General features: G+C 57.8%; 20 protein-coding genes. 12 read left to right on the top strand and 8 right to left on the bottom strand.

Annotation, left to right across the window (positions count from 1 at the left end; all coding sequences use genetic code 11):
• Positions 1 to 2: 2 nt before the first annotated feature.
• The 4 genes from ntrC to glnA all read right to left on the bottom strand — a co-directional run bounded on the left by ntrC (position 3) and on the right by glnA (position 4770).
• On the bottom strand, positions 3 to 1430 hold the full coding sequence (ntrC, locus tag AC5DB9_RS06035) for a nitrogen regulation protein NR(I) (RefSeq protein WP_273033419.1): 1428 nt from the start codon (positions 1428 to 1430) through the stop codon (positions 3 to 5).
• Positions 1427 to 2503 (bottom strand): nitrogen regulation protein NR(II), encoded by a 1077-nt coding sequence (gene glnL, locus AC5DB9_RS06030; protein ID WP_028968366.1) that lies wholly within the window; start codon positions 2501 to 2503, stop codon positions 1427 to 1429. Before glnL ends, ntrC begins: the two co-directional genes overlap by 4 nt.
• 242 nt (positions 2504 to 2745) lie before the next feature.
• Entirely contained in the window at positions 2746 to 3246 is a 501-nt protein-coding gene (locus AC5DB9_RS06025) for a DUF4124 domain-containing protein (protein WP_272991593.1), read from the bottom strand.
• 117 nt (positions 3247 to 3363) lie between these two features.
• Positions 3364 to 4770, bottom strand: coding sequence for a glutamate--ammonia ligase (gene glnA / locus AC5DB9_RS06020; RefSeq protein ID WP_022959336.1), 1407 nt, complete (start codon positions 4768 to 4770; stop codon positions 3364 to 3366).
• Positions 4771 to 5166: 396 nt separating this feature from the next.
• Here glnA and thiI point away from each other — a divergent pair, with 396 nt between their 5' ends.
• Positions 5167 to 6621 carry a tRNA uracil 4-sulfurtransferase ThiI gene (thiI, locus tag AC5DB9_RS06015; RefSeq protein ID WP_272991591.1) on the top strand — a complete coding sequence of 485 codons (1455 nt, stop codon included), beginning with the start codon at positions 5167 to 5169 and terminating at the stop codon, positions 6619 to 6621.
• Positions 6618 to 7061, top strand: a complete 444-nt coding sequence (locus AC5DB9_RS06010; protein WP_272991589.1) for an acyl-CoA thioesterase — start codon at positions 6618 to 6620, stop codon at positions 7059 to 7061. The genes thiI and AC5DB9_RS06010 overlap by 4 nt, the downstream gene beginning before the upstream one ends.
• Before the next feature lie 9 nt (positions 7062 to 7070).
• Here the strand turns inward: AC5DB9_RS06010 and AC5DB9_RS06005 are convergent, their stop codons facing one another.
• Genes AC5DB9_RS06005 through AC5DB9_RS05995 form a run of 3 tightly spaced genes read right to left on the bottom strand, consistent with a single transcriptional unit; the run spans position 7071 to position 11134 of the window.
• Entirely contained in the window at positions 7071 to 7508 is a 438-nt protein-coding gene (locus tag AC5DB9_RS06005; RefSeq protein WP_272991587.1) for a hypothetical protein, read from the bottom strand.
• 22 nt (positions 7509 to 7530) lie between these two features.
• Positions 7531 to 8877, bottom strand: coding sequence for a sodium-dependent transporter (locus AC5DB9_RS06000; protein WP_272991585.1), 1347 nt, complete (start codon positions 8875 to 8877; stop codon positions 7531 to 7533).
• 55 nt (positions 8878 to 8932) lie between these two features.
• The gene (locus tag AC5DB9_RS05995; RefSeq protein WP_272991584.1) at positions 8933 to 11134 is read right to left on the bottom strand and encodes a molybdopterin-containing oxidoreductase family protein; all 2202 of its coding nucleotides are present in this window, start codon (positions 11132 to 11134) and stop codon (positions 8933 to 8935) included.
• Between the two features lie 216 nt (positions 11135 to 11350).
• On the opposite strand from AC5DB9_RS05995, the gene AC5DB9_RS05990 reads away from it, so the two are divergent.
• From AC5DB9_RS05990 to AC5DB9_RS05965, 6 genes are all read left to right on the top strand, one after another.
• Complete coding sequence (locus tag AC5DB9_RS05990) at positions 11351 to 12424, top strand: phosphotransferase family protein (protein WP_272991582.1); 1074 nt, start codon at positions 11351 to 11353, stop codon at positions 12422 to 12424.
• Positions 12421 to 13032 carry a TetR/AcrR family transcriptional regulator gene (locus tag AC5DB9_RS05985; RefSeq protein ID WP_022959343.1) on the top strand — a complete coding sequence of 204 codons (612 nt, stop codon included), beginning with the start codon at positions 12421 to 12423 and terminating at the stop codon, positions 13030 to 13032. The genes AC5DB9_RS05990 and AC5DB9_RS05985 overlap by 4 nt, the downstream gene beginning before the upstream one ends.
• A gap of 24 nt (positions 13033 to 13056) precedes the next feature.
• Positions 13057 to 13923, top strand: coding sequence for an SDR family NAD(P)-dependent oxidoreductase (locus tag AC5DB9_RS05980; protein WP_272991580.1), 867 nt, complete (start codon positions 13057 to 13059; stop codon positions 13921 to 13923).
• 10 nt (positions 13924 to 13933) lie between these two features.
• Positions 13934 to 14746 (top strand): SDR family NAD(P)-dependent oxidoreductase, encoded by an 813-nt coding sequence (locus AC5DB9_RS05975; RefSeq protein WP_272991578.1) that lies wholly within the window; start codon positions 13934 to 13936, stop codon positions 14744 to 14746.
• A complete protein-coding gene (locus tag AC5DB9_RS05970) occupies positions 14746 to 15774 on the top strand; it encodes a medium chain dehydrogenase/reductase family protein (protein WP_272991576.1) in 1029 nt (342 codons plus the stop codon). The genes AC5DB9_RS05975 and AC5DB9_RS05970 overlap by 1 nt, the downstream gene beginning before the upstream one ends.
• Before the next feature lie 80 nt (positions 15775 to 15854).
• Complete coding sequence (locus tag AC5DB9_RS05965) at positions 15855 to 16880, top strand: hypothetical protein (RefSeq protein ID WP_272991574.1); 1026 nt, start codon at positions 15855 to 15857, stop codon at positions 16878 to 16880.
• Between the two features lie 36 nt (positions 16881 to 16916).
• Here AC5DB9_RS05965 and AC5DB9_RS05960 read toward each other — a convergent pair whose 3' ends face one another.
• Positions 16917 to 17909 (bottom strand): NAD-dependent epimerase/dehydratase family protein, encoded by a 993-nt coding sequence (locus tag AC5DB9_RS05960; protein WP_491732031.1) that lies wholly within the window; start codon positions 17907 to 17909, stop codon positions 16917 to 16919.
• A 193-nt stretch (positions 17910 to 18102) separates the two neighbouring features.
• Between AC5DB9_RS05960 and typA the strand changes: the two genes are divergently transcribed.
• From typA to AC5DB9_RS05940, 4 genes are all read left to right on the top strand, one after another.
• A complete protein-coding gene (gene typA, locus AC5DB9_RS05955; protein ID WP_022959349.1) occupies positions 18103 to 19920 on the top strand; it encodes a translational GTPase TypA in 1818 nt (605 codons plus the stop codon).
• A gap of 84 nt (positions 19921 to 20004) precedes the next feature.
• On the top strand, positions 20005 to 20982 hold the full coding sequence (gene pip / locus AC5DB9_RS05950; protein WP_272991569.1) for a prolyl aminopeptidase: 978 nt from the start codon (positions 20005 to 20007) through the stop codon (positions 20980 to 20982).
• 27 nt (positions 20983 to 21009) lie between these two features.
• The gene (dtd, locus tag AC5DB9_RS05945) at positions 21010 to 21447 is read left to right on the top strand and encodes a D-aminoacyl-tRNA deacylase (protein ID WP_272991567.1); all 438 of its coding nucleotides are present in this window, start codon (positions 21010 to 21012) and stop codon (positions 21445 to 21447) included.
• A 149-nt stretch (positions 21448 to 21596) separates the two neighbouring features.
• Positions 21597 to 22181, top strand: a complete 585-nt coding sequence (locus AC5DB9_RS05940; protein WP_272991565.1) for a hypothetical protein — start codon at positions 21597 to 21599, stop codon at positions 22179 to 22181.
• Positions 22182 to 22214: the final 33 nt, after the last annotated feature.

The following is a 22214-nucleotide window of genomic DNA, read 5'->3' as shown; positions in this document are numbered from 1 at the left end:
ACTTATTCGTCGTCTTCGTCGCCACCCATATTCAGCTCTTTGATTTTGCGGGTGAGGGTGTTGCGGCCCCAGCCCAGCAGGTTGGCTGCATCGCGGCGGCGGCCGTGAGTGTGTTTCAGCGCGACCTCAATCATCACTTTCTCAAACTCGGGCACCGCGCGATCCAGCAGCTTGTCGCGGCCCAGCAGTAATTCCTGATCGGCCCAGCGACGCAGATTCTCCTGCCAGTTTGAGGCCGGGGTGCCGGTCTCTCCGCTTTCACTGCGCTGCAGCAGCTCGGGCGGGAGGTCGTCGATATGGACTTCCCGGCCTGAGGCCATCACCGTCAGCCAGCGGCAGGTATTTTCCAGTTGGCGGACGTTGCCCGGCCAGTCCAGCTGGCTGAGGTATTCCTCGGTATCTGGCAGCAGGCGTTTGGGTTCAACGTTCAATTCGCTGCCGGCTTTGGTGAAAAAGTGCTGCATCAGTTTGGGAATGTCTTCGCGGCGCTCTGCCAGTTTCGGCAGATGAATGCGAATCACGTTGAGGCGGTGAAAAAGGTCTTCCCGAAAGCTGTTGTTCTGCACCAGTTTTTCAAGGTTTTGGTGGGTGGCGGCGATGATGCGCACATCCACTTTCACCGGCGTGTGACCGCCAACACGGTAGAACTCACTGTCGGCCAGCACCCGCAACAGGCGGGTCTGGGTTTCGGCGGGCATATCGCCGATCTCGTCCAGAAACAGAGTGCCGCCGTTGGCCTGTTCAAAACGTCCACGACGTTGAGCGGTGGCGCCGGTAAAGGCGCCTTTCTCGTGGCCGAACAGTTCCGACTCCATCAGGTCTTTGGGAATGGCGGCCATGTTCAGCGCAATAAAAGGCTTGCTCGCGCGGGGGCTGTGGCGATGCAGGGCCTGTGCGACAAGTTCTTTACCGGTACCGGATTCACCGTTAATCAACACCGTGATGTTGGACTGCGATAGCCGACCGATGGCGCGAAATACTTCCTGCATGGCCGGGGCTTCACCAATAATTTCGGTGCTTTCCAGCGGTTGTTCTTCCGGCAGGGTCGCTTTGTTTTTCTCCGCGTGCTGAAGGGCGCGCTGGGTGGTGGCGACGACTTCATCCACGTCGAAGGGCTTGGGCAGATACTCAAACGCGCCGCCCTGATAGGAGGCGACCGCGCTATCGAGGTCGGAGTGAGCGGTGGTGATAATGACTGGCAGGCCAGGGTGAATGTCGCCAATACGTGACAGCAGCTTCAAGCCGTCCATGCCGGGCATGCGGATATCGCTGATCACCGCATCGGGGGCGCCGGTTTCCAGGTGGGCGAGCAGTGCATCGCCGGTCTCGAAACTACGAGTGTCGATACCCGCCTGGGTAAGGGCTTTCTCCAATACCCAGCGGATGGACTTGTCATCGTCGGCAACCCATACGGTGCTGTTCTGTGTCATTGCTCATGCTCCACGGGAATAAACAGCGAGAACTCCGTTCGACCGGGTTCGCTGCGGCACTCTATAAGGCCTTGGTGGTGGTTGAGGATGGACTGGGAGATGGAAAGCCCGAGTCCTGAGCCGTCGGCGCGGCCACTGATCATAGGCAGGAAGATGGATTGCGCGATATCGGGAGGGATGCCCGGCCCATTGTCGATAATGTCCACACGGCAGACGAGGCGGTGGCGGTGCGATCCGATGGTGAACTGTCGCAGCGTGCGCGTGCGCAGGGTAATGCTGGGCGTTTCGTGTTCCGGTGGCGACTGGTTCAGCGCCTGCAGGGCATTGCGCATGATATTCAGCACGGCCTGGATAAGCTGCTCCCTATCACCGGTGATGTCGGGGATGCTGGGGTCGTAATCGCGAATAATGCGCACATTGCCGCTGCTTTCGACCTCAATCAACTGCCGCACGCGCTCCAGTACCTCGTGGATGTTGGTGGGCTTTTGATCGGGTACCTTGTTGGGGCCGAGCATATTGTCCACCAGATTGCGCAGGCGGTCGGCCTCTTCAATGATGATGTTGGTGTAGTCGTGCAGGCGCGGGTCATCCAGTTCTCTGGCCAGTAGCTGCGCCGCACCGCGGAGACCGCCGAGCGGGTTTTTGATTTCGTGGGCGATGCCGCGAAGCAGAGCCTTACTGCTTTGCTGTGAGGTCAGCAGCCCTTCTTCCCGGCTGATGCGCAGCAGTCGGTCCAACGGCTGCAGTTCGATGATCAGTGATGTGCGGCGGGTATCAACAATCGGAGTTACCGCGTAATCGACCGTGATTTCCTCGCCGGAGCGCAATGTGAGTACGGTCTCGCGCTTGGTGTAAGCCTCGCGGTTATTGATGGCATCCAGAAGTTTCACGACGGTGTCTTCTTCCTCGTGAAACAGTGTGGTGATGGCTTCCCCGTGGATACGCTGATCTGACACCGCAAGCAGAGACTCCGCCGCCGGATTGATATAGCTGACGGTCAGATTGGGCTCGACCAGCAAGATTGCTGTCTTCAGGTTGTCGAGTATGTGGTGGTGCAGATTGTTTGGGGGCATAGCGTCGCGGCTGTCTTCGTTATGGGGCATAAGAAAGCAATATCCAGGCCAGCGCCCTAAATCGGGGTCACAATCCAGCACATGGCATGGCAGGCTGCGGAAGGCCTTGCCCTGCGCTGGGTCGGGCGATTATTCGCCGCCCGTAATTGGGTCGCGATGAGTGTTGTAGAAAAACAGTATGCACCAAGATGGTGCTTGGCGCGTGAAGGGAGGCGCGTTTATTTGGTGTTTTTTCGCCGAGGTTAATTATTCGGCCAGCGACTGATGACCGTGACCTGGTCGCGACTGACGATACGGCCATTGTGATCCACTAATTCTGCGCTGATTTGGTGCTCGCCGCGGTGTAGGAAGGGGATGCTGGTGGAGGTGGTTGCGCCCTCACTCAACACCTTGCCGTCAACGCGAATGCGGATGCGCTGCCCGTCTTTGAGCGGCTGGGCAAGGCGCACGGCGACAGGCGTGGGAGTGCGGCCATTGGGCAGAACCTGGCCATTGCCGGGCTGCTGAATGTTCAGTGTGTTAGGTGCGGGGCCGAGTACTTTTGGGAATGAGTGTGGCTGGGTGCTGGGTGACACCGCAGGAGTGGTGTTAGTGGGGGCTAGCTCCACAGGGGTAGAGCCCGGCTTTGGCGCGTCGCTGAATACCGCTTGTCCCTGTTCGTCAGTGCTGCGGTAGATCTCACCATAAACTGCTGTAGCCAGCAGTGACAGGAATAGAAATAGCAGCGTAGGAGCGTGGCGCATGGTCATCTGTCCCGGTATTTCCGTTCAGTGTGCGATGCCAACGCGCCGCTGGCAAGTCTTTGCCGCAGGCATAAAAAAAGCCCGCCGAAGCGGGCTTTCTGCGATCAGGCCCAGGCCTTATACGCTGTAGTACATGTCGAACTCAACAGGGTGAGTGGTCATGTTCAGGCGCTCGATCTCTTGTGATTTCAGCTCGATGTAAGCGTCGATCATGTCGTCGTCGAAGACGCCGCCAGCGGTCAGGAAGGCGCGGTCTGCGTCCAGAGCTTGCAGCGCTTGCTCCAGGCTAGAGGCAACAGTTGGGATTTCCGCGGCTTCTTCTGCAGGCAGGTCGTACAGATCTTTGTCAGCAGCATCGCCGGGGTGGATCTTGTTCTGGATGCCGTCCAGGCCAGCCATCAGCAGGGCTGCGAAAGCCAGGTAGGGGTTCGCAGAGGGATCCGGGAAGCGAACTTCGATACGGCGCGCTTTCGGGTTGCTGATGAACGGAATACGGATAGAGGCAGAGCGGTTACGGGCAGAGTAGGCCAGCATAACGGGCGCTTCGAAGCCGGGAACCAGACGCTTGTACGAGTTAGTAGAAGCATTGGTGAAGGCGTTGATAGCGCGAGCGTGCTTGATAACACCGCCGATGTAGTACAGCGCAGTTTCAGACAGGCCGCCGTAAGTGTCGCCGGTGAACAGGTTCTGGCCGTCTTTGCTCAGAGACATGTGTACGTGCATGCCGCTACCGTTGTCGCCGACAACAGGCTTGGGCATGAAGGTGGCAGTTTTGCCGTAGGCGTGGGCCACGTTGTGTACACAGTACTTCAGTACCTGTACTTCGTCAGCTTTCTTAACGGCAGAGTTCGGGCCGACACCGATTTCACACTGACCGGCGGTGCCGACTTCGTGGTGGTGTACTTCAACTTCCAGACCCATGTCGGTCATGGCGTTACACATGGCGGCACGCAGGTCGTGCAGGCTGTCGACCGGCGGTACGGGGAAGTAGCCGCCTTTAACGCCGGGACGGTGACCCGTGTTGCCTTCTTCGAAGCTGTTGCCGGAAACCCAGGCCGCTTCGTCAGAAGAGATGGCGTAGCTTGCGCCTTCCATAGCCACTTTCCACTTCACGTCGTCAAACACGAAGAATTCGGGCTCGGGGCCAAACAGGGCGCTGTCGGCGATGCCGGCAGAGCGCATGTAATCTTCAGCGCGCTGAGCAATGGAGCGAGGATCGCGGTTGTAACCCTGCATGGTTGAAGGCTCAACGATGCCGCAGCGGACGATGATGGTAGGCTCGTCGGTGAATGGGTCCAGAACGGAAGCTTCGTCGTCTGGCATGAGAATCATGTCTGACTCGTTAATGCCTTTCCAGCCCGCAATAGATGAACCATCGAACATTTTTCCGTCTTCAAAGAAGCCGGCGTCGATTTCGCCTACAGGCATAGTGACGTGTTGCTCTTTACCTTTAGTGTCGGTGAAGCGCAGGTCGGCCCACTTCACGTCATTATCGGCGATTAACTTCAGAGTCTTCTCTGACATTACTGACATCCTCCAACAGAGTCTTCTTAGTCGATTCGGCAAGGGGCCGAAGCTTTGCGATTATAAGTTCATTGCATTGTGCCGCATAGCGACAGCGGCTGTGAACTGCTGTAAAGCTGCATTTTCGAGCAGAGGAAATCTCTACAGTTCATGTTCGCACTCAAGGCAGCAATATGTGTGCCATATTTTTGTGCCGAAATTTTATGCAAAAGCGGTGAGAAACCGTCGGTTTGCGAGATAAGTGTGCGCGCGCACCCAAATTGTGCACCAATGTTGGGCTGGTGTGATCTAATTTGGTGCGCCATGTCTGTGGGCACTGCGCTGCGGTTGTCGGCAGAGGCTGAAGCCTCGCCCCGGAGTGGCTATAATGCGCAGCTTTTCCGCCGCGGTGCCGTCATGAAGTTTATCGTCAAGCTCTTCCCTGAAATCATCATCAAGAGCAAGCCTGTCCGCAAGAAATTCATCAAGCAGCTTCGTGATAATTTGCGCAAGCTGCTGCTGCCGATTGATCCCGAGCTGCAGATCGGTCGTGAGTGGGACCGGATTACTCTGGAAACCGGCAGCGATGACGAAGCGGTGTTGGCGTCGCTGCTGGAGGTGATGGTCAATACACCGGGAATTGCCCACATTATCGAAGTCGCCGAGTATCCGCTGGTGGATATGCACGATATTTACGAGAAGACCCGCGACGCAGTAGGCAACAGTCTGGCAGGTAAGACCTTCGCCGTGCGCTGCAAGCGGACCGGTGAGCACGATTTCAATTCCGGCGATGTTGAGCGCTATGTGGGCGGTGGCCTGAATCAGCATGTTCCCTCGGGCGGCGTGAAGTTAAAGAATCCCGACGAAGTCGTGCGCCTGGAAATTCGCAAAGACCGCTTGTATGTCGTCAAGCAGCGTCACGAAGGGCTGGGAGGGTTTCCGATTGGCGCGGTAGATTCGGTAGTGAGCCTGATCTCCGGTGGCTTCGATTCCACGGTGTCGAGCTACATGGTGATGAAGCGTGGCATGCGCACTCACTTCTGTTTCTTCAACCTCGGTGGGCGCGAACATGAAATCGGTGTGAAAGAAGTGTCGCTGTATCTGTGGCAGAAGTTCGGCGCTTCGCACCGGGTGAAATTCATCACTGTTCCCTTTGAAGACGTAGTCGCCGAGATTCTCAAGAACGTCGAAAATTCTCAGATGGGCGTGATCCTCAAGCGCATGATGATGAGGGCTGCGTCGCAGGTCGCTGCTGAGCTGGGGTCGCCTGCGCTTGTTACCGGTGAGGCGGTGGCTCAGGTGAGCAGTCAGACATTGGCCAATCTGTCGATTATCGACAAGGCTACCGACACGCTGGTACTGCGGCCGCTGATTACGGCTGACAAGCTGGATATCATCAACACGGCTGCAAAAATCGGTACCGAAGCTTTTGCGGCGAATATGCCTGAGTATTGCGGGGTGATTTCTGTGCGGCCCACGATCAAGGCCCGTCCGGAGCGCATTGCCGAGCAGGAAGCCCGGATGGATATGGGGGTGCTTGAGAGGGCGATTGCCAACGCCAAGTACGTCAATATCGATGCGCTGGCCGACGAAGAGGCGGTGAGTCACGACGTGGAAGTGTTGCCGATTCCCCTTGCCGAGGCGGTGATTCTGGATGTGCGTCATCCCGATGAAGTGGAGCGTCAGCCGCTGAAACTCGATCGCAACACGGTGCAATGTCTGCCGTTTTACGAGCTGCATCGCCGCGCCGAGGAGCTGGATCCGAAGCGGGTATATCAGCTCTATTGCGATAAGGGCGTGATGAGTCGTTTGCACGCTGCCCACCTGATGGATCAGGGATTTACCAACGTGAAGGTGTATCGTCCGTCATGAGTCAGGTTGATATGGAACGCTACCAGTGTGTCCCGCCATTGTTCGATGTTTTGGTCGAGCCCCGTTGGGGCGATCAAGACAGCCTCGGTCATATTAATCACGTCAATTACTTCAGCTATTTGGAAGAGGCCCGAGTGCGCTGGCTGGAGGCTGACGGACTTTGGGGCGACGAGCCGTTTCTGTTGGTGCTGGCCGCGATCGGTCTCAACTTTCGACGCGAGTGGCACCACGGTCGCCCGCTGCGCGCCCGGGCGTGGTTGTTAAAGCTGGGTAACAGCAGCTTTCAGCTTCGCCAGGCCTTGTTTACCGACGATGGCAGCGAGCTTGTGGTGGAAGGTGACGCGACCCTGGTACATGTGGATGCGCAGCATCGTGCGACGCCCATTGAGGGCAGTATCCGCGATATTCTGCAGGCGTCGCTGCTGGATGTCGGCGCTTGATGTCAGTGCTTAGTCGGCGCGGCTGAGGTTGAAGTTGTAGAGTTTGAATCGCTGATTCTGAAGGGTCAGCGTTGCGGTCATGACAGCTGCACCCTGCTCGAAATAGATTTTACCGCTGTAGCTCAGTCGGGGGGATTCGGCGAAGAGTGACAGGGCGCCGCTCAGTCTGGAAAAGTGCAATTCATCCATGCGGTCGAAGGCCCCCAGCGAGCGGTATTGTTCTGCCAGTGCCGCCAGTTGTTCGTCGCTCACATGGCTGAGTGTTGCCTGGCTCAGCTCTTCTTTCAGGGCATCTGTCTCCCAGCTGGAGATGCGTTGCAAGGCGTTGCTCAGATAGCGTCGGGCGTTGTCTTCGTAGTGCTCTTCCACTTCGCCGCTGTAGTAATAGAGGCTGCCAAACAGGACCAGACCAGCCACAATAAATACCCGTAATGCCGTGTTTTTCACGCGTGCTCCTCGAAAGCGCTGCTCAGTGCATTACCCAGCCCATCAGGCCCAGGCTATGCAAAAAGATAGCGATGATTCCAAGCGGCGCAATATAACGCAAGGCGAATCGCCATACGGCGAATATTCGCGGGTGGCTGATGCCGGTTTCATCCTGCACTCGGTCGCGTTGCATGATCCAGCCGGCGAAGATGGCAATCAGCAGCCCGCCCAATGGCAGCATGATGTTGGTGGTGAGCTTGTCGAGGATGTTGAAAATGGTTCCTGAGTGGATTGACGCGATGCCGCCAAGCCAGGCGATACCCGCCAGGCTGAAGGTGGATATCGGGCGTTTGATGCCGTGTTTTTCCAGCCAGGCAACGCCGGGTTCGATCAGGGAGATCGAGGAACTGAGGGCGGCGATACTGACCAGCGCAAAAAACAGGCTGCCAAAGAACATGCCGCCGCTCATATTGGAGAAGGCGATAGGCAGCGTGACAAACATCAGGCCGGGTCCCTGGCCGGGGACGAGATCGTTGGCGAATACCAGTGGAAACATTGCCATGCCGGCGAGCAGAGCAATAATGGTGTCGAGGGCGGCGATGGTCAGCACGGTGGTGCCGATGGAGGAGTGGCCGGGGAAGTAGGCGCCGTAGGCCATGATGGCGCCCATGCCGAGGCTGAGTGTGAAAAAGGCATGACCCATCGCGACAAGCACGGCTTCGCTGGTCAAACGACTGAAGTCGGTGTCGAACATGAAGTGCAGGCCAGCAGAGAAATCGCCGTTAACGGCACTGTAGCCGACCAGTAGCAGCAGAAAGCCAAACAGTAATGGCATCAGAATATCGACTGCCTTGCCGATGCCGCCGGTGACCCCCGCGGCCACAACGCTTGCCGTCACCAGACTGAACACGCTATGCCACAGCAGCTGACGATCGCTGCTTGCCAGCAGTGAGCTGAAATTGCTCTCGATTGCCGTGGCGTCGAGGTGGCTGTAGGCGCCGGTCACGCTCTGCGAAACGTACTCCAGTGCCCAGCCGGCGACCACGCTGTAAAACATCATGATCATCAGTCCGGCGATCATGCCCACGGCCCCCAGCAGCCCCCATTGGCGCGGTGCATTACTCTCGCGGGCAAGCTTCGTCATGGCGTCGGCGGGGTCGGTGCGGCCGGCCCGACCGATCATCACCTCGGCGATCATCACCGGAATGCCGATGGCCAGAATGCAGGCCAGATAAACCAGAACAAAGGCGCCGCCGCCGTACTCGCCGGTAATGTAGGGAAACTTCCAGATATTACCCAGGCCGACTGCGGAACCTGTGGCAGCCAGAATGAATGTCCACCGCGAGCCCCAGGTGACGGAGGTCGATGTTGGCGTAGAGCCTGTGGCCATAATCGTTGCCTTGTTTATTGTGGTTAAAAGACTCGAATTGTAGACATAAAGCCTGCTACTGCCCAAGTTTCTGTGCAGTAGCTGTCCGGGTCGACCGAATATTGACGGCGATACCGTTAAACTTCGCCATGCCCGACACGGGTTCGATGGCATCGGGGCCGTCGGCGGCGAGAATATTGGCGTTGACGCCGCAAGTTTTACGGGCAACGCTCAGCCCGCTCGCGCTTTCGTGGCCCCAGCCGTGGGGCAGCGCGACAGTACCGGGCATCAGATCGTCGCTGACCGCAAGGCAAGCAATCACTGCGCCAATCTCATTGCTGACCTCCACCTCTTCGCCGTCATTTGCGCCGAGTTTTTGGGCGTCGTCAGGGTGGATATACAGGTAGTTTTGTCGGCGTTTGCCTTTGATGTAAGCGGGATCGTTGTGGGTCCAGCTATTGTGGCTGAAGCGTTCGCGTTTGGTGATCAGCTTAAAGCCGTCGCCGGATTGGCGGGCTTGTTCATACCTGTCGGCGAGTCGCTCGTTGGCGAGGTTCACCAGTAGCGCCGGAGCGAGCTGAACCTTGCCGTTGCGGGCCAGAACGCGTTTGCCCAAGTAGCTGTTGCCGTCAATGGCGGGCAGCGCAATGCCATGGGGGTGCTTGCGCAGCGCGCCCAGTCCACCCAGTTTGCCGGCGCGGCTGATGAGTCCCAATAGTCGCTCGGGCATCGGCGTGAGTCGCGCCCCGAGTCCCGGTAGCTGCCCCAGTTTCTCGCCGATGTTCATGCTGCCCTGCAGCAGTCGGGAGCCAAACAGCGGCGCGCGGCAGTGCTTGGCTAGCTGGCGAATTATCCAGCTCTCGTCGCGGCAGTCGCCGGGTGGCGGCAGCAGGGCATCGGTATATTGAAACCACGGTTCCGGCATCAGACCGGAGAAGCTGAAGAAGGTGAAGGGAATGTCCGGGCGCTCGCTAAAATGCGTACCGGGCAGGAAGTAGTGCGCGTATTCGGCGGTTTCATTGCGCAGAATATCGACGGCGACCAGCAGTTCGAGGCTGGCGAGCGCTTTGGCGGTTTTGCGGCTGTTGGTGCTGGTCAGCAGCGGGTTGCCGGCGATCACGAACAGGCCGCGAATGCGGTCCTGACCCTCTTCGAGAATTTCGTCAGCGAGCAACGGCGTGGGCAGGGTGCCGAGAAAGCTGCGGGTATGACCGATGCGCGAGTGAAATACCTGATCATCGGCGCCGGTGGTGGCCTTGGCGTAGTCGAATATCCCCCTTCCCATCAGGCTGCCGCCGCGTTTGTCCAGATTGCCACTGACGGCATTGATGCACTCCAGCAACCAGAAGGCGACGCTGCCATTGCTGCCCTGATTGATGCCGGTCGAGCCATAGAGGGCGGCGCCCTTCGCGCTGCCGTAACGCTGTACCAGTTTGCGAAGGCTATCCGCGCTGATGCCGGTAACGGCGGCCTGGCGCTCGGCGGTCCACGGTGAGACGAGGGCCTCCAGTTCTTCCAGCCCTTCCATGAATTGGCTTGCGCGCTTGCGATCGACGGCGCCCTGTTCAAACAGTTCGCGCAGGAAGGCGGCCAGAAAAAATACATCGGTATCCGGGCGAATAAAACATTGCTCACCTAATGCTTTTGCGGTTTCCGTGCGTCGCGGGTTGATATGAATCACGCTGCCACCGCGCGCCTCTATGGCTTTCAGGCGACGGACCGGGTCGGGCAGATTGATGAAACTCATTTTCGACACCGAGGGATTGCTGCCCAGCATGATCAGGCAGTCGAGATGATCGATGTCGGGGAAGGTCAGTGCCATTGGTGAGCCGTACATGTGCTGGCTCACCAGAAACTTGTTATTGCAGTCCAGACTGCCGGTAGTGAAGAGCTTTCGGGTGCCAAGCCCCTGGGCAAAGCCGGTAAAGAAAATTGGCATCAGGGGGCTGAAACTGATGGGGTTGCCAAAGTACAGGCCGAGGCTGTCGTCTCCGTGATCACCGCGCAGTTGGCGGACTTTCCGGCCGATTTCCTGAAACGCCTGCTGCCAGCTGATGGCGTGCCAGCGTTCCCCGTCGCGCTTCATCGGCGTGGTGATGCGGTCGGGGTTGTCGCGCATGTTCTGGAAGCTCAGTCCCTTGATACAGGCATAGCCTCGCGAGGCGACATGTTCAGTATCGGGCTCAATATGCGTGATGCGTTCGCCGTCGAGGCTGACGCGCAGACCGCACTGATTTTCGCAGATGCGGCAGAAGGTGGTTTTCTGCGTTGTGCTCATGGTGTGTCCCGGTGTTGTTATTGGTTTGGGCCGGATTCTCTATTCAGTATCACATAAAAACATTTCTCAAGAATGGTTTTTTGTTACACACTGTGTGTCAGGCAGCACAACGTGAATATCCACAATCCAATAATAAATGACGGTGTGGCGATGCTGCCCTGCTGTGTTGAACGACCAGTCCCTCGTCATTTTGCCCAGCAATAGAGGTGATTAGCCGTGACCGACGATATGCGTCCCACCCCAAAACTCAGTAACCCCGAAGAGGTACGTCAGCGGCTGGAGAGCTGGCTGGCGGAGACGGTGTATCCCGGCTCGGCGGTGCGTATCTGTGACTTCGAGATTCCGGAAAACAACGGTATGTCGAATATTACGGTGATGCTGAGCTGTGAAGTTGATGGTGGAGAGCGCCGAGACATGGTGGGGCGCTTGCAGGCCCAGGGTGATGCGCTGGTGTTTCCCGACTACGACTTGCCACTGCAATATGCGGTGATGGATATGCTCGGTGGGGTGCCCGGCATTGCGGCACCTGCGCTGGTTGCACTGGAAAGCACTGGGCAGGTGCTGGGTATGCCGTTTTACATCATGGCAAAAACACCCGGTTTGATTCCTCCGGATATTCCTCCTTACCACATGGATGGCTGGCTCTGTGAGTCTACGCCCGCTGAACGCAGGCAGGTCTGGAACGCCGGGGTGGATATGATGGCTGCGCTGCACAACGTGCCTGTTGATCGGCCGCCGCTGAAAGCGTTCATTGATGAACATACGTTTCCCAAGAGTCTGGCCGAGCAGCTTGCGTACTGGCGTCACTACCTGAACTGGGCGTTGGGTGATCGCCGCAGTCCAGCTTGTGAAACTCTGCTGACATGGCTGGAGGGACATCAGCCGGCAGAACAGACGCGTCGCCTGTGTTGGGGGGACTCGCGCATGGCGAATGTGATTTTCAGTGAAGATAAAACCCGCGTCGCGGCGTTGTTGGACTGGGAAATGCTCTGTATGGGCGATCCCGTGCAGGACCTTGCCTGGTGGATTTTTATGGACGAAATGTTCAGCCATGGCCTGGGTGTTCCGCCGCTGGAAGGCATTCCGGGACGGGAGCAGAGTGTGCAGCGGTGGCGTGAGAAGACCGGGCTGAGCGCCGATGAACTGCATTATTACCTGGTTTTTGCCGGGATGCGGATCTCGGTGATGTTGGCGCGCATGTCGCTGGCCACCGGCGACGGCAGTATGGTTGAGGGCGGTTTTGCGATCGACTATTCACTGAAGGTACTCGGCGAGGCTGACGAGCAGTGACGCAGCCACAGCCACTCGGCAGGCAGGCACAGAAAACCCAGCAAACGCAGGAAAACATTCTGTCGGCGGTGGTCTCGCTGATCTGTGAGGGGGGATATGCGGCTGCCACCTCGAGCCAGATTGCCGAGCGTGCCGGCGTGAGCTGGGGGGCGGTTCAGCACCAGTTCGGCAGCAAGGAGCGTTTGCTGCTGCAGGTTATTCAGCGCTCATTCGATACGCTGAATGCCAGTCTGGCGGCTCCCTCACTCCGGGAGGGAGGCCTGGATAAACGTATCAGCAGCTTTGTCGATACCCTTTGGCAGCATCACAGCAAAGACATTGGCTGGGCATCGCTGGAAATTCTGCTGGCATTGCGGCGCGAGCCGCGTACCCAGCAGCAGGCCAAGCTGGCCTCGCTGGGAATCAGCGAGAGCTGTACGGCGAGTATGCGTGAGATTTTTGCCGACTGTACGCTGGCCGACGATCAGGTGCTTGATGCGCTGATTTTTGTGCACTCTGCGTTGCAGGGGCTCAGTATTCAAGATGTGTTCGACGTGGAGCCCGATTACCTTGCGCGCCATATCCGGCGGCTAAAACAAGTGCTGTACGCCATGTTGAGTGGCTACTGACCAATAATAAAAAAGGGGTGTGCTATGCAGCAATTTGACGATCGCGTTGCGGTTATTACCGGCGCGGCCAGTGGTATAGGTCTGGCTATTGCCCGCCATGCGGCGGAGTTGGGGATGCATCTGGTGCTGGCGGATATTGATGAGCTGGCGTTGGTTGAGGCGGCGAAATCGCTGAATTTAAAAAGCGAGCGACGACTCCTTTGCAGGCAGGTTGACGTGAGCAAGGCGGCATCAGTGCAGGCCCTGGCCGACGCGGCGTTTGATAGCTGCGGGCAGGTGGACTTGCTGTTCAATAACGCCGGCGTTGGGGGTGGCGGGAATGTCTGGGAGCTGGATGAGGACTACTGGCAGTGGGTGCTGGGTGCGAATCTTTGGGGGGTTATCCACGGTATTCGTTCCTTTACCAGCCGGATGATGGCTCAAGGCAGCGGCCATATCATCAATACCGCGTCGGTGGCCGGCTTGATGTCTGCGCCGGGTACTGCGCCGTATACCGTGAGCAAACACGCGGTTGTCGCCTTGTCTGAGGTCTTGCTTGGCGATCTGAAAAACGCCGGGTCAGCCTTGGGGGTGAGTGTGCTGTGCCCGTCGTTTGTCGACACCAAGATTTACGCGGCGGCGCGTAACCGGCCACTGCCGGAGACCTTGCGCAATGATCCAGATTACCAGCGGGAGCAGCGCGACATGGAAGCCTTGGCGGCGGCATTCTTTGAAACCGCGCAGTCGCCAGCCGCGGTGGCCGAGCAGCTTTTCGACGCGATTCGGCAGCGGCAATTTTATGTGCTGACTCACGCGCAGGGGTCGCGGGAGCAGGTTGCACAGCGGATGGATGACATTTTGAAAGGTCTCGAGCCGGGTAGCGCCGGTCCTGTGGCGTTTCCCATGGCGTGAGGGGATGAGTATGGAGACAGTCAAGAATAAGGTCGCTGTGGTTACCGGGGCCGGCTCGGGAATTGGTGAAGCTATCGCCCGCGAGGCGGCGGCTCGGGGCATGTCGGTGGTCGTGGCGGATATTGATGAGGCGGCTGCCGAGCGCGTGGCAGGCGAGTTGAGCGCCAGTGGCGCCCAAGCCATTGCTGCGCAGGTCGATGTCAGCAACCTGGCCTCGGTAGAAGCGCTCAGACAGACGGCCATCGATGCCTTTTCGGCAGTGCACCTGCTTTGTAATAACGCTGGAGTGTGGGTTGGGGCGCAGATGGCTGACGCGGATATCCGCGATTGGCGCTACCTGATTGACGTCAATCTTTATGGCGCAATCCACGGGGTGAAGGTGTTTTTGCCTGACATGCTGGCCAGTGGCGAGGGGCATATTGTCAACACGGCTTCGATGGGTGGCTTGTTATCCGGGCCACCGGAGGGGCTGTACTGCACCACCAAGTTTGCCATTGTCGGTTTGTCGGAATCACTGTTGCTGGAAGTGGCTGATAAGGGAGTGGGTGTGTCGGTGCTGTGTCCGGGGTTGGTGAATACGGCCTTGATTGAAAGTTCTGCCCGACTGCGTCCATCTGCCTTGCAGCACGGGCGCAAACACGATGTGGTCGCCCCGGCGGTAGAGACCGGCATGTCGCCGCAGGAGCTGGGACGACGGGTGATCGATGCCGTGATCGACGGTGACTTCTACATCATTACACACCCTGAATACCGCGACATTCTCGCTATGCGGCACGCGGGGATTCTCGATGCATTGGATAGACAGGCGGAGCGCTACGGTTGATGTCATACATACATGTTGATGTGCGGGAGTTTGGTGGGCCGGAGTGTCTGGACGTCGTGGAGGACGCGCAGTTGCCGGAGCCGGGGCCGGGGCAGGTTCGCGTCAAGATACTCACGGCGGGAGCCGGCTTTACCGACACTATTATTCGCCAGGGGCAGTATGTGCAGGTCAAGGATAAGCCGCCGTTCACGCTGGGCTATGACTGGTTCGGCCTTGTCGACAAGCTGGGCGAGGGCGTCTCCGCACTTCGGATCGGGCAGGCTGTGGCTGACCTGTCGGTGATCGGGGGGTATACCCAATACCTGTGTGTGGATGCCGAGCAGTTGGTGCCCGCCCCCGATGGGCTTGATCCTGCGGCGGCGGTGGCGATGTTGCTGTCGTACACGACGGCCTACCAGATGCTGACTCGCTATCGAGAGATTCCTGCAGGAAGTCACTGTCTGGTGCATGCCGCTGGTGGTGCTGTCGGCTCTGCGTTGATGGAACTGGGGCAGTTGATGGGGTTGAACATGATCGGTACGGCGTCGTCAGGCAAGCATGCATTGCTGCGCCGTTTTGGGGGCATTCCCATCGATTATCGGCATCAGGATTTTGTTGAGGAAGTGGGGCGCCGGACCGGAGGGAAGGGTGTCGATGTGGTATTTGACACCATCGGTGGTAAAAATTGGTCGCGTTCCTATCGCTGCCTCAAGCGCGGCGGCCTGTTAGTGGGATTTGGTGCGCTCCAGCTCACCACCGGTGAGGAGCGTGTGCCAAGCTTGCTTTGGGGGTTTTTCAAACTGCTGCTTGGCTGGAAGCTGATTCCTGATGGCAAATCCTCCTGTTTTTACAATATCCAAAGCCGCCGCGAGGCCAAGCCCGATGAATTTAAGGCCGATGTCGCTGCGTTGTTCGCCTTGCTTGCCGAGGGCAAGCTGTCGCCAGCGATCGACTGTGTGATGCCGTTGCGCGACGCCGCGGAAGCTCACCGTCGTATTGATGCGGCGCAGGTGACCGGCAAGATTGTTCTCGACTGCCAGTCAGCGTAAGCCACCCCCCTGAACCCGGTCTTTTCCCTTGCTGTGATGCTGGCTAGCCTGTGGTAAAAAATCACTGCAAGGGAATACCCATGAAAAACTGGATTACGCTTCTGTTTACCTTGGCGCTGGTGACCGCTTGCGCCAGTCCCGGCGACCCGACGGGGGCGGAAGCCAGCAAGCGCGGTCGTGTAGACAGCAAAAACACCCAGAATATCGCTGACAAAAAGCAGGTTTATATCGGGGATTTTCGCGTGTCATTTATCCTTCGGGACAAGGACGGTACCACGGCGAAAAACTCCATGTTTGATCGCCGGGCCGACAAAGGCGATTACGCGAAGTCCTTTATGAGTGCGCGTCTGACCGGGGTTTCCGAGGACGTGTTCCAGCAGATTACTGACCAGGCCTATGAAGACTTTCGTCAGCGGCTCGCGGCCAGCGGTTATACGGTGCTGAACCGTTCCGGTCTGGAGGCGAGCAAGGCCTGGAATAAGGTGAGTAAGGAAGAGAGCCCCAATCCTCCCTACGCAAAGGCCTTTGACAACAGTACCTCGTCGAAGCTGATGAAAGGGGTGCTGGGCGTAGGTAATGTCGACACAATCACTTTTGCGCCCAGTTCAATGGAGATGGTTAAAGCCTCCAGTACTATGATGTTCCCCTACCAGTATGGTGTTGCTTCTGAGGAAGTGGGTAAGCCGCTGGTGAGTGCTCACTACACTGTGCACTTTGCCTGGTTCGGTGGTGAGTCCGATGTGACGATGAACTACCTCACCAATGAGCGGGAAATGTCGGCAGAGACGACGATGGGGCAGGGCATTCAGGTCATTCCGGGGGCGGCGGTGGTGTTTACGCTGGATCAGGGCGGCACGTTCAGTAAAAGCGGCTATGTCTCCTTGAAAGATCCGGTGGTGGTCGCCGGTGCCTACGGTGTGAACGAAGACACCACCAGTGGCGCGACGAAAGCGGTGAATGCCTTGAGTTCAACATTGGGCTTCTTTAGCGGCAAGACCACCTCCAGCAAGGAAATTTCGGTGAAAGCGACTCCCGCCTATTACAAGCAGGGCGTATTGCGTGCGCTGTCTGAGGCCAACGGTCGTCTGTTGAAAGAACTGCCCTAAGGGAATTGGCGCCGCAGGGCGGCGCCTTTTTTGGGCTTATGCGGCTGGTGGCTTACAGAAAAAGTCGACGGCACGATGGATCGCTTCGTGAATGGGGCGCGGCTGCCAGTGCAGTTCGCGCATGGCTTTGTCATGGCTCATCGGGCTCATGATATGCATGAGCCGCAGTGACTGCCGACACAGTTTCAGGTCTTTGCCGGTCAGGCGGCGGGCAATATCTCCCATGGTCGCAATGCCGTACATCAACGGCAAGGGCAGCGCTACCGCCGGTGGCTTTTGGCCCGCATAGCGTGCCGCGTGGCGATATAGCTCAGCCATGTCGGCATAGCGCTCTGAAATAATGTATCTCTCCCCGATGCGGCCGTGTTTGCCTGCCTGGACAAGCGCCGAGGCGGCATCTTCTATCGCTACGACTTCCGCTTTGGTGCCGGCAATCACGGCTGGCAGTTTGCCCTGAGCGGCTTTTCTCACCAGATCGCCGTGGGGTGTGGGCTGCCAATCTTGAGCGCCGTAGGTGTTCGCAACGCAGAGAACAATGGCGTTGAGCTGGTCGTTTTTTGCGTATTCCAGTACCGCATTCTCGGCTTCAACCCGGCTTTTGATATAACCGCCACCCTGGTCCTGCCAGTTGCAGGCCAGCTTCTCGTCAGCCAGTCCGCTGTCGACGCGGCCAATGGTGCCTATCGTGCTGGTAAACACAAATCGTTCCAGCGGGTGCTGGCAGAAGACGGCGAGCGCCTGTTTCAGGCGCTGTACATTGGTTTCAAACAGCGGGGCAGGGTCGAGCAGCCAGGCTCGGGTATCGACAATGCAGTAATACACATGTGAGACACCTTGCAGCGCGGTGTGGAGGCTCTCGGGGTGATCGAGGTCAATGTGGGCAACTTCGCAGTCGAGGCCCTGCAGTGCGCGCAGATCGGCGGTGGCTCGCGCGCCTGCCCGCACGGTGTTCCCGGCCTCCAGCAGCTGGCGCACGACGTGCGATCCCAGAAAGCCGTTGGCGCCCACGACCAGATGGGTATTTTCCATAAGCGCAGAATCCCTGTTATGTCATTTTTATGGGTCGCAGCCAGTGTAGTTGATGATCACTATTTACGCTGGGAGATCGCCGCAAATGCATGTTCGATTGCCTCAAAGGCAGGTATAATCGCGGGCTTTCTAATATCTGCTCGCCATGAAGAAGGTGACAGATTCAATTCGTCCATCTTCCGAGCGACCCTGTATGTCAGATTCTATTTCCGCGTTGCGCAATATCGCGATCATCGCCCACGTTGACCACGGCAAAACCACACTGGTGGACAAGCTGTTGAGCCAGTCCGGTACGCTTGATCGCCGCAACCAGGATGCCGAGCGCATCATGGACTCCAACGACCAGGAAAAAGAGCGCGGTATCACCATCCTGGCCAAGAATACGGCGATTCGCTGGAACGACTATCGTATTAACATCGTGGATACCCCTGGACACGCCGACTTCGGTGGTGAGGTCGAGCGCGTGATGTCGATGGTGGACTCGGTATTGCTGCTGGTCGACGCGGTAGACGGCCCCATGCCGCAAACCCGCTTTGTGACCCAGAAAGCTTTCGAGCGTGGCCTGAAGCCGATTGTGGTCGTTAACAAGGTTGACCGCCCCGGTTCGCGTCCGGACTGGGTAATCGATCAGGTCTTTGATCTGTTTGACCGCCTCGGCGCCACCGATGAGCAGTTGGACTTCCCCATTGTGTATGCGTCGGCACTGAACGGTGTGGCGGGCATGGAACCGGATCAACTGGCGGATGACATGACGCCGCTGTTTGAAATGATCGTGGATAAAGTCCCCGTGCCTGAAGTCGATATTGACGGCCCGCTGCAAATGCAGATTTCGGCGCTGGACTACAACAGCTATGTCGGTGTTATCGGTGTGGGCCGTATTACTCGCGGTAGCATGAAGCCCAACGAGCAGGTTGTGGTGGTTGGTGCTGACGGCAAACAGCGCAAAGGGCGCGTGTTGACCATTATGGGTTACCACGGGCTGGAGCGCGTGGAAGTTGAGCGCGCTCAAGCGGGCGATATTGTCTGTATCACCGGTATTGAAGGCCTGAATATTTCCGACACGCTGTGTGCGCCGTCGACCCCTGAAGCGTTGCCGCCACTGAGTGTGGATGAGCCTACGGTCAGCATGACCTTTCAGGTCAACGACTCGCCGTTTGCGGGTAAAGAAGGAAAGTTTGTCACCTCGCGCAATATCAAAGATCGTCTGGATCAGGAGCTGATCCACAATGTGGCGCTGCGTGTTGAGCAGGGCGACAGCCCCGATAAGTTCAAAGTGTCAGGTCGTGGTGAGCTGCACCTTTCGGTACTGATCGAAACCATGCGCCGCGAAGGTTTTGAGCTGGGGGTTTCGCGTCCGGAAGTGGTTCAGAAAGAAATCGACGGTGTACTGCAAGAACCTTACGAGCAGGTCGTGATTGATGTTGAAGAGCAGCATCAAGGCGCCGTAATGGAAGAGTTGGGCCTGCGTCGTGCTGAGCTGACCAACATGGAGCCCGATGGCAAAGGTCGCGTGAAGCTGGAGTTTATTGCGCCGGCTCGCGGCCTGATTGGTTTCCGTGGCCAGTTCCTGACGCTGACTTCTGGCAGCGGCATTATGACCACCGTCTTCGATCACTACGGTGAGGTGAAGGGCGGCGAAATGGCCGGTCGCCAGAACGGCGTCCTGGTCTCTATGGTGAAAGGTAAGACACTGGCCTACGGCCTGTTTAATCTTCAGGATCGCGGTCGTCTGTTTCTCGGTCATGCCGAAGAGATCTACGAAGGCCAGATTATTGGTCTGCACAGCCGCAGCAATGACCTGGTGGTAAACCCGACCAAGGCCAAGCAGCTGACCAACGTGCGAGCGTCCGGTACCGACGATGCGCTGACGCTGACGCCGCCAGTCCGTCACACACTTGAGCAGGCGCTGGAGTTCATCGAGGACGACGAGCTGGTCGAGGTGACACCCAAGAGCATTCGTCTGCGCAAGAAGCTGCTGACCGAAAACGAGCGCAAACGCGCCGCCAAGTAAACGCCAAGGCAGTCGGTGCGGCAGACGCCGCCCGACTGCGCTACACTGACAGGCAACCTTGTTGTTGTCTGCTCAGGCGTGGTTATGCTGGCTCTATATCCCGATATCAAACCTTATAAAACGCAGCACCTGTCGGTGCAGCCCCCTCATCAGCTTTATATTGAAGAGTCCGGCAACCCGGATGGCATTCCGGTGCTGTTCGTGCACGGTGGGCCGGGCGGGGGTTGCAGTCCCAAAGGTCGCTGCTTTTTCGACCCCGATGTGTATCGCATCATCCTGTTTGACCAGCGCGGCTGTGGTCGCTCAACCCCCCATGCCTGTCTGGACGAGAATCATACCTTGGCGCTGGTCGAGGACATGGAGGCCATCCGCGAGCATTTGGGCGTTCACCAATGGATGCTGTTCGGCGGTTCCTGGGGTTCCACGCTGAGTCTGGTATACGCCCAGCGCTACCCGAAGCGGGTGCTGGCGATGATACTCCGGGGAATTTTTCTCTGCCGCCCGCAGGACCTGCAGTGGTTTTATTCAGAGGGCGGGGCCAGTCGTTTATTCCCCGATTACTGGCAGGAATTTGACGAAGCCGCACACCGCCAAGGCGATGAAAATTGGATGGAAGCCTATCATCGGCAACTGCACGGTGATAATGAGTTGGCCCGCATGTCGGCAGCCAAAGCTTGGTGTCACTGGGAGGCACGTTGTTCGACGCTACGCCCCAGCCATGATCTGGAGGCCCAGATTATGGACACCCACAGTGCGGTGGCGATGTCGCACATCGAAAATCATTTCTTCCTCAACGACGCTTTCCTGCTGGCGCAGCGGCAACTGGAAAACCTCGACGCCATTGCGGAGATTCCCGGCGTGATCGTCCACGGCCGCTACGATATGATTTGTCCGCTCGATAATGCCCAGTATCTTCACGAGCGCTGGCCGGCTTCAGAGCTGTTGGTCGTACGCGAGGCGGGGCATTCTGCCTTCGAGCCCGGCATTACCGATGCACTCATAAAAGCTACCGAGGAAATTGCCGTATTGCTGGCGAGGCAGTTTAACGGCGAAGGTGCCTGAGTATTTAGCCAACCCGTCAGGAGTACGATGAAAGCCTTATTACAGCGTGTGCGTCAGGCCCGTGTGGATGTGAATGCGCAGTGTGTGGGAGAAATTCAGCAGGGGCTGCTGGTGTTTCTCGGTGTGGAGCGGGGAGATGATGCCGGTCGGCTGGAGAAGCTGCTTGAGCGTATTCTCAACTATCGGGTGTTTGCCGACGAAGATGGCCGGATGAATTTATCGCTGCGAGATATCGGTGGCGGCATTCTACTGGTTTCCCAGTTCACGCTGGCGGCGGAGACCAGCAAAGGGCGCCGTCCTGGCTTTTCTACTGCAGCGGCTCCGGCGGATGCCGAGGCCTTATATGAGCAGGGGCTGGCCTGGTTGCGAGCGCGCCACGAGACCGTCGCGTGCGGGCAGTTCGGGGCGGATATGCAGGTGAGTCTCGTCAACGACGGCCCGGTAAGCTTTCTGCTTGAACAATAGTTCAGGCAGACTCGTGGAGGTGGCTGTAGTTCCCTGTTTTGTCTGTTTTTTCCTGATTTCGAATCCTGCGTCACAAAGTCATCTCTGTCGGGGAACGCTGTTCTCTGTTCGCGTCTAAAGGGCATCTTCATCCCAAAAGGAGAGAGCTCATGAATCGACAAACATTGAAAATCACCCTGCCATTGGCGCTGCTGGGTATTGGTTTTAGCAGCCCGCTGCTCGCCAAGGAATTCAGCTACAACTATGCCGAATTGGGTGTGGCTGATGTGGAAGTGGACGATAACGATGGCGACTATATCTACGGCGGGGGTTCGCTTTCACTGAATAGTGATGTTTTCATTCGCGGCTCGCTTGGCTCACTGGATTTTGAGCCAGGTGAGGCCGATGTCATCAGTCTGGGGGTTGGTCACCCCATGTCGATTTCCCAGCGCAGTGATCTGGTGCTGGCGGTGGACTACAGCTATCTTGATCCCGATCGCGGGAGCGGTGATAGCGATACGCTGACGGCGAGCGCCATGTCGCGTACCTGGTTGACCAATAATGTCGAAGGTAACCTCTATGGCGGTTTTGCCTATGCTGACTACGATCGCGGCGATGACAGCGGTGCGATTCTCGGTGCGGGCATTCGCCTTTATGTCGCTCCCCAGATTTCTGTGGCAGCCGACTTCCGACGCAGCTTTGTCGGCGATCTGGATACCGACTCTATTGGTATCAGCGGCCGCGTACAGTTTTAATCCTGTATAAACGTTGCACATAAAAACGGCGCC

It is taken from the genome of Spongiibacter sp. (assembly GCF_984394615.1).
Note: the sequence above shows the minus strand (reverse complement) of the source record. Positions and strands in the feature narration are given on the sequence as shown.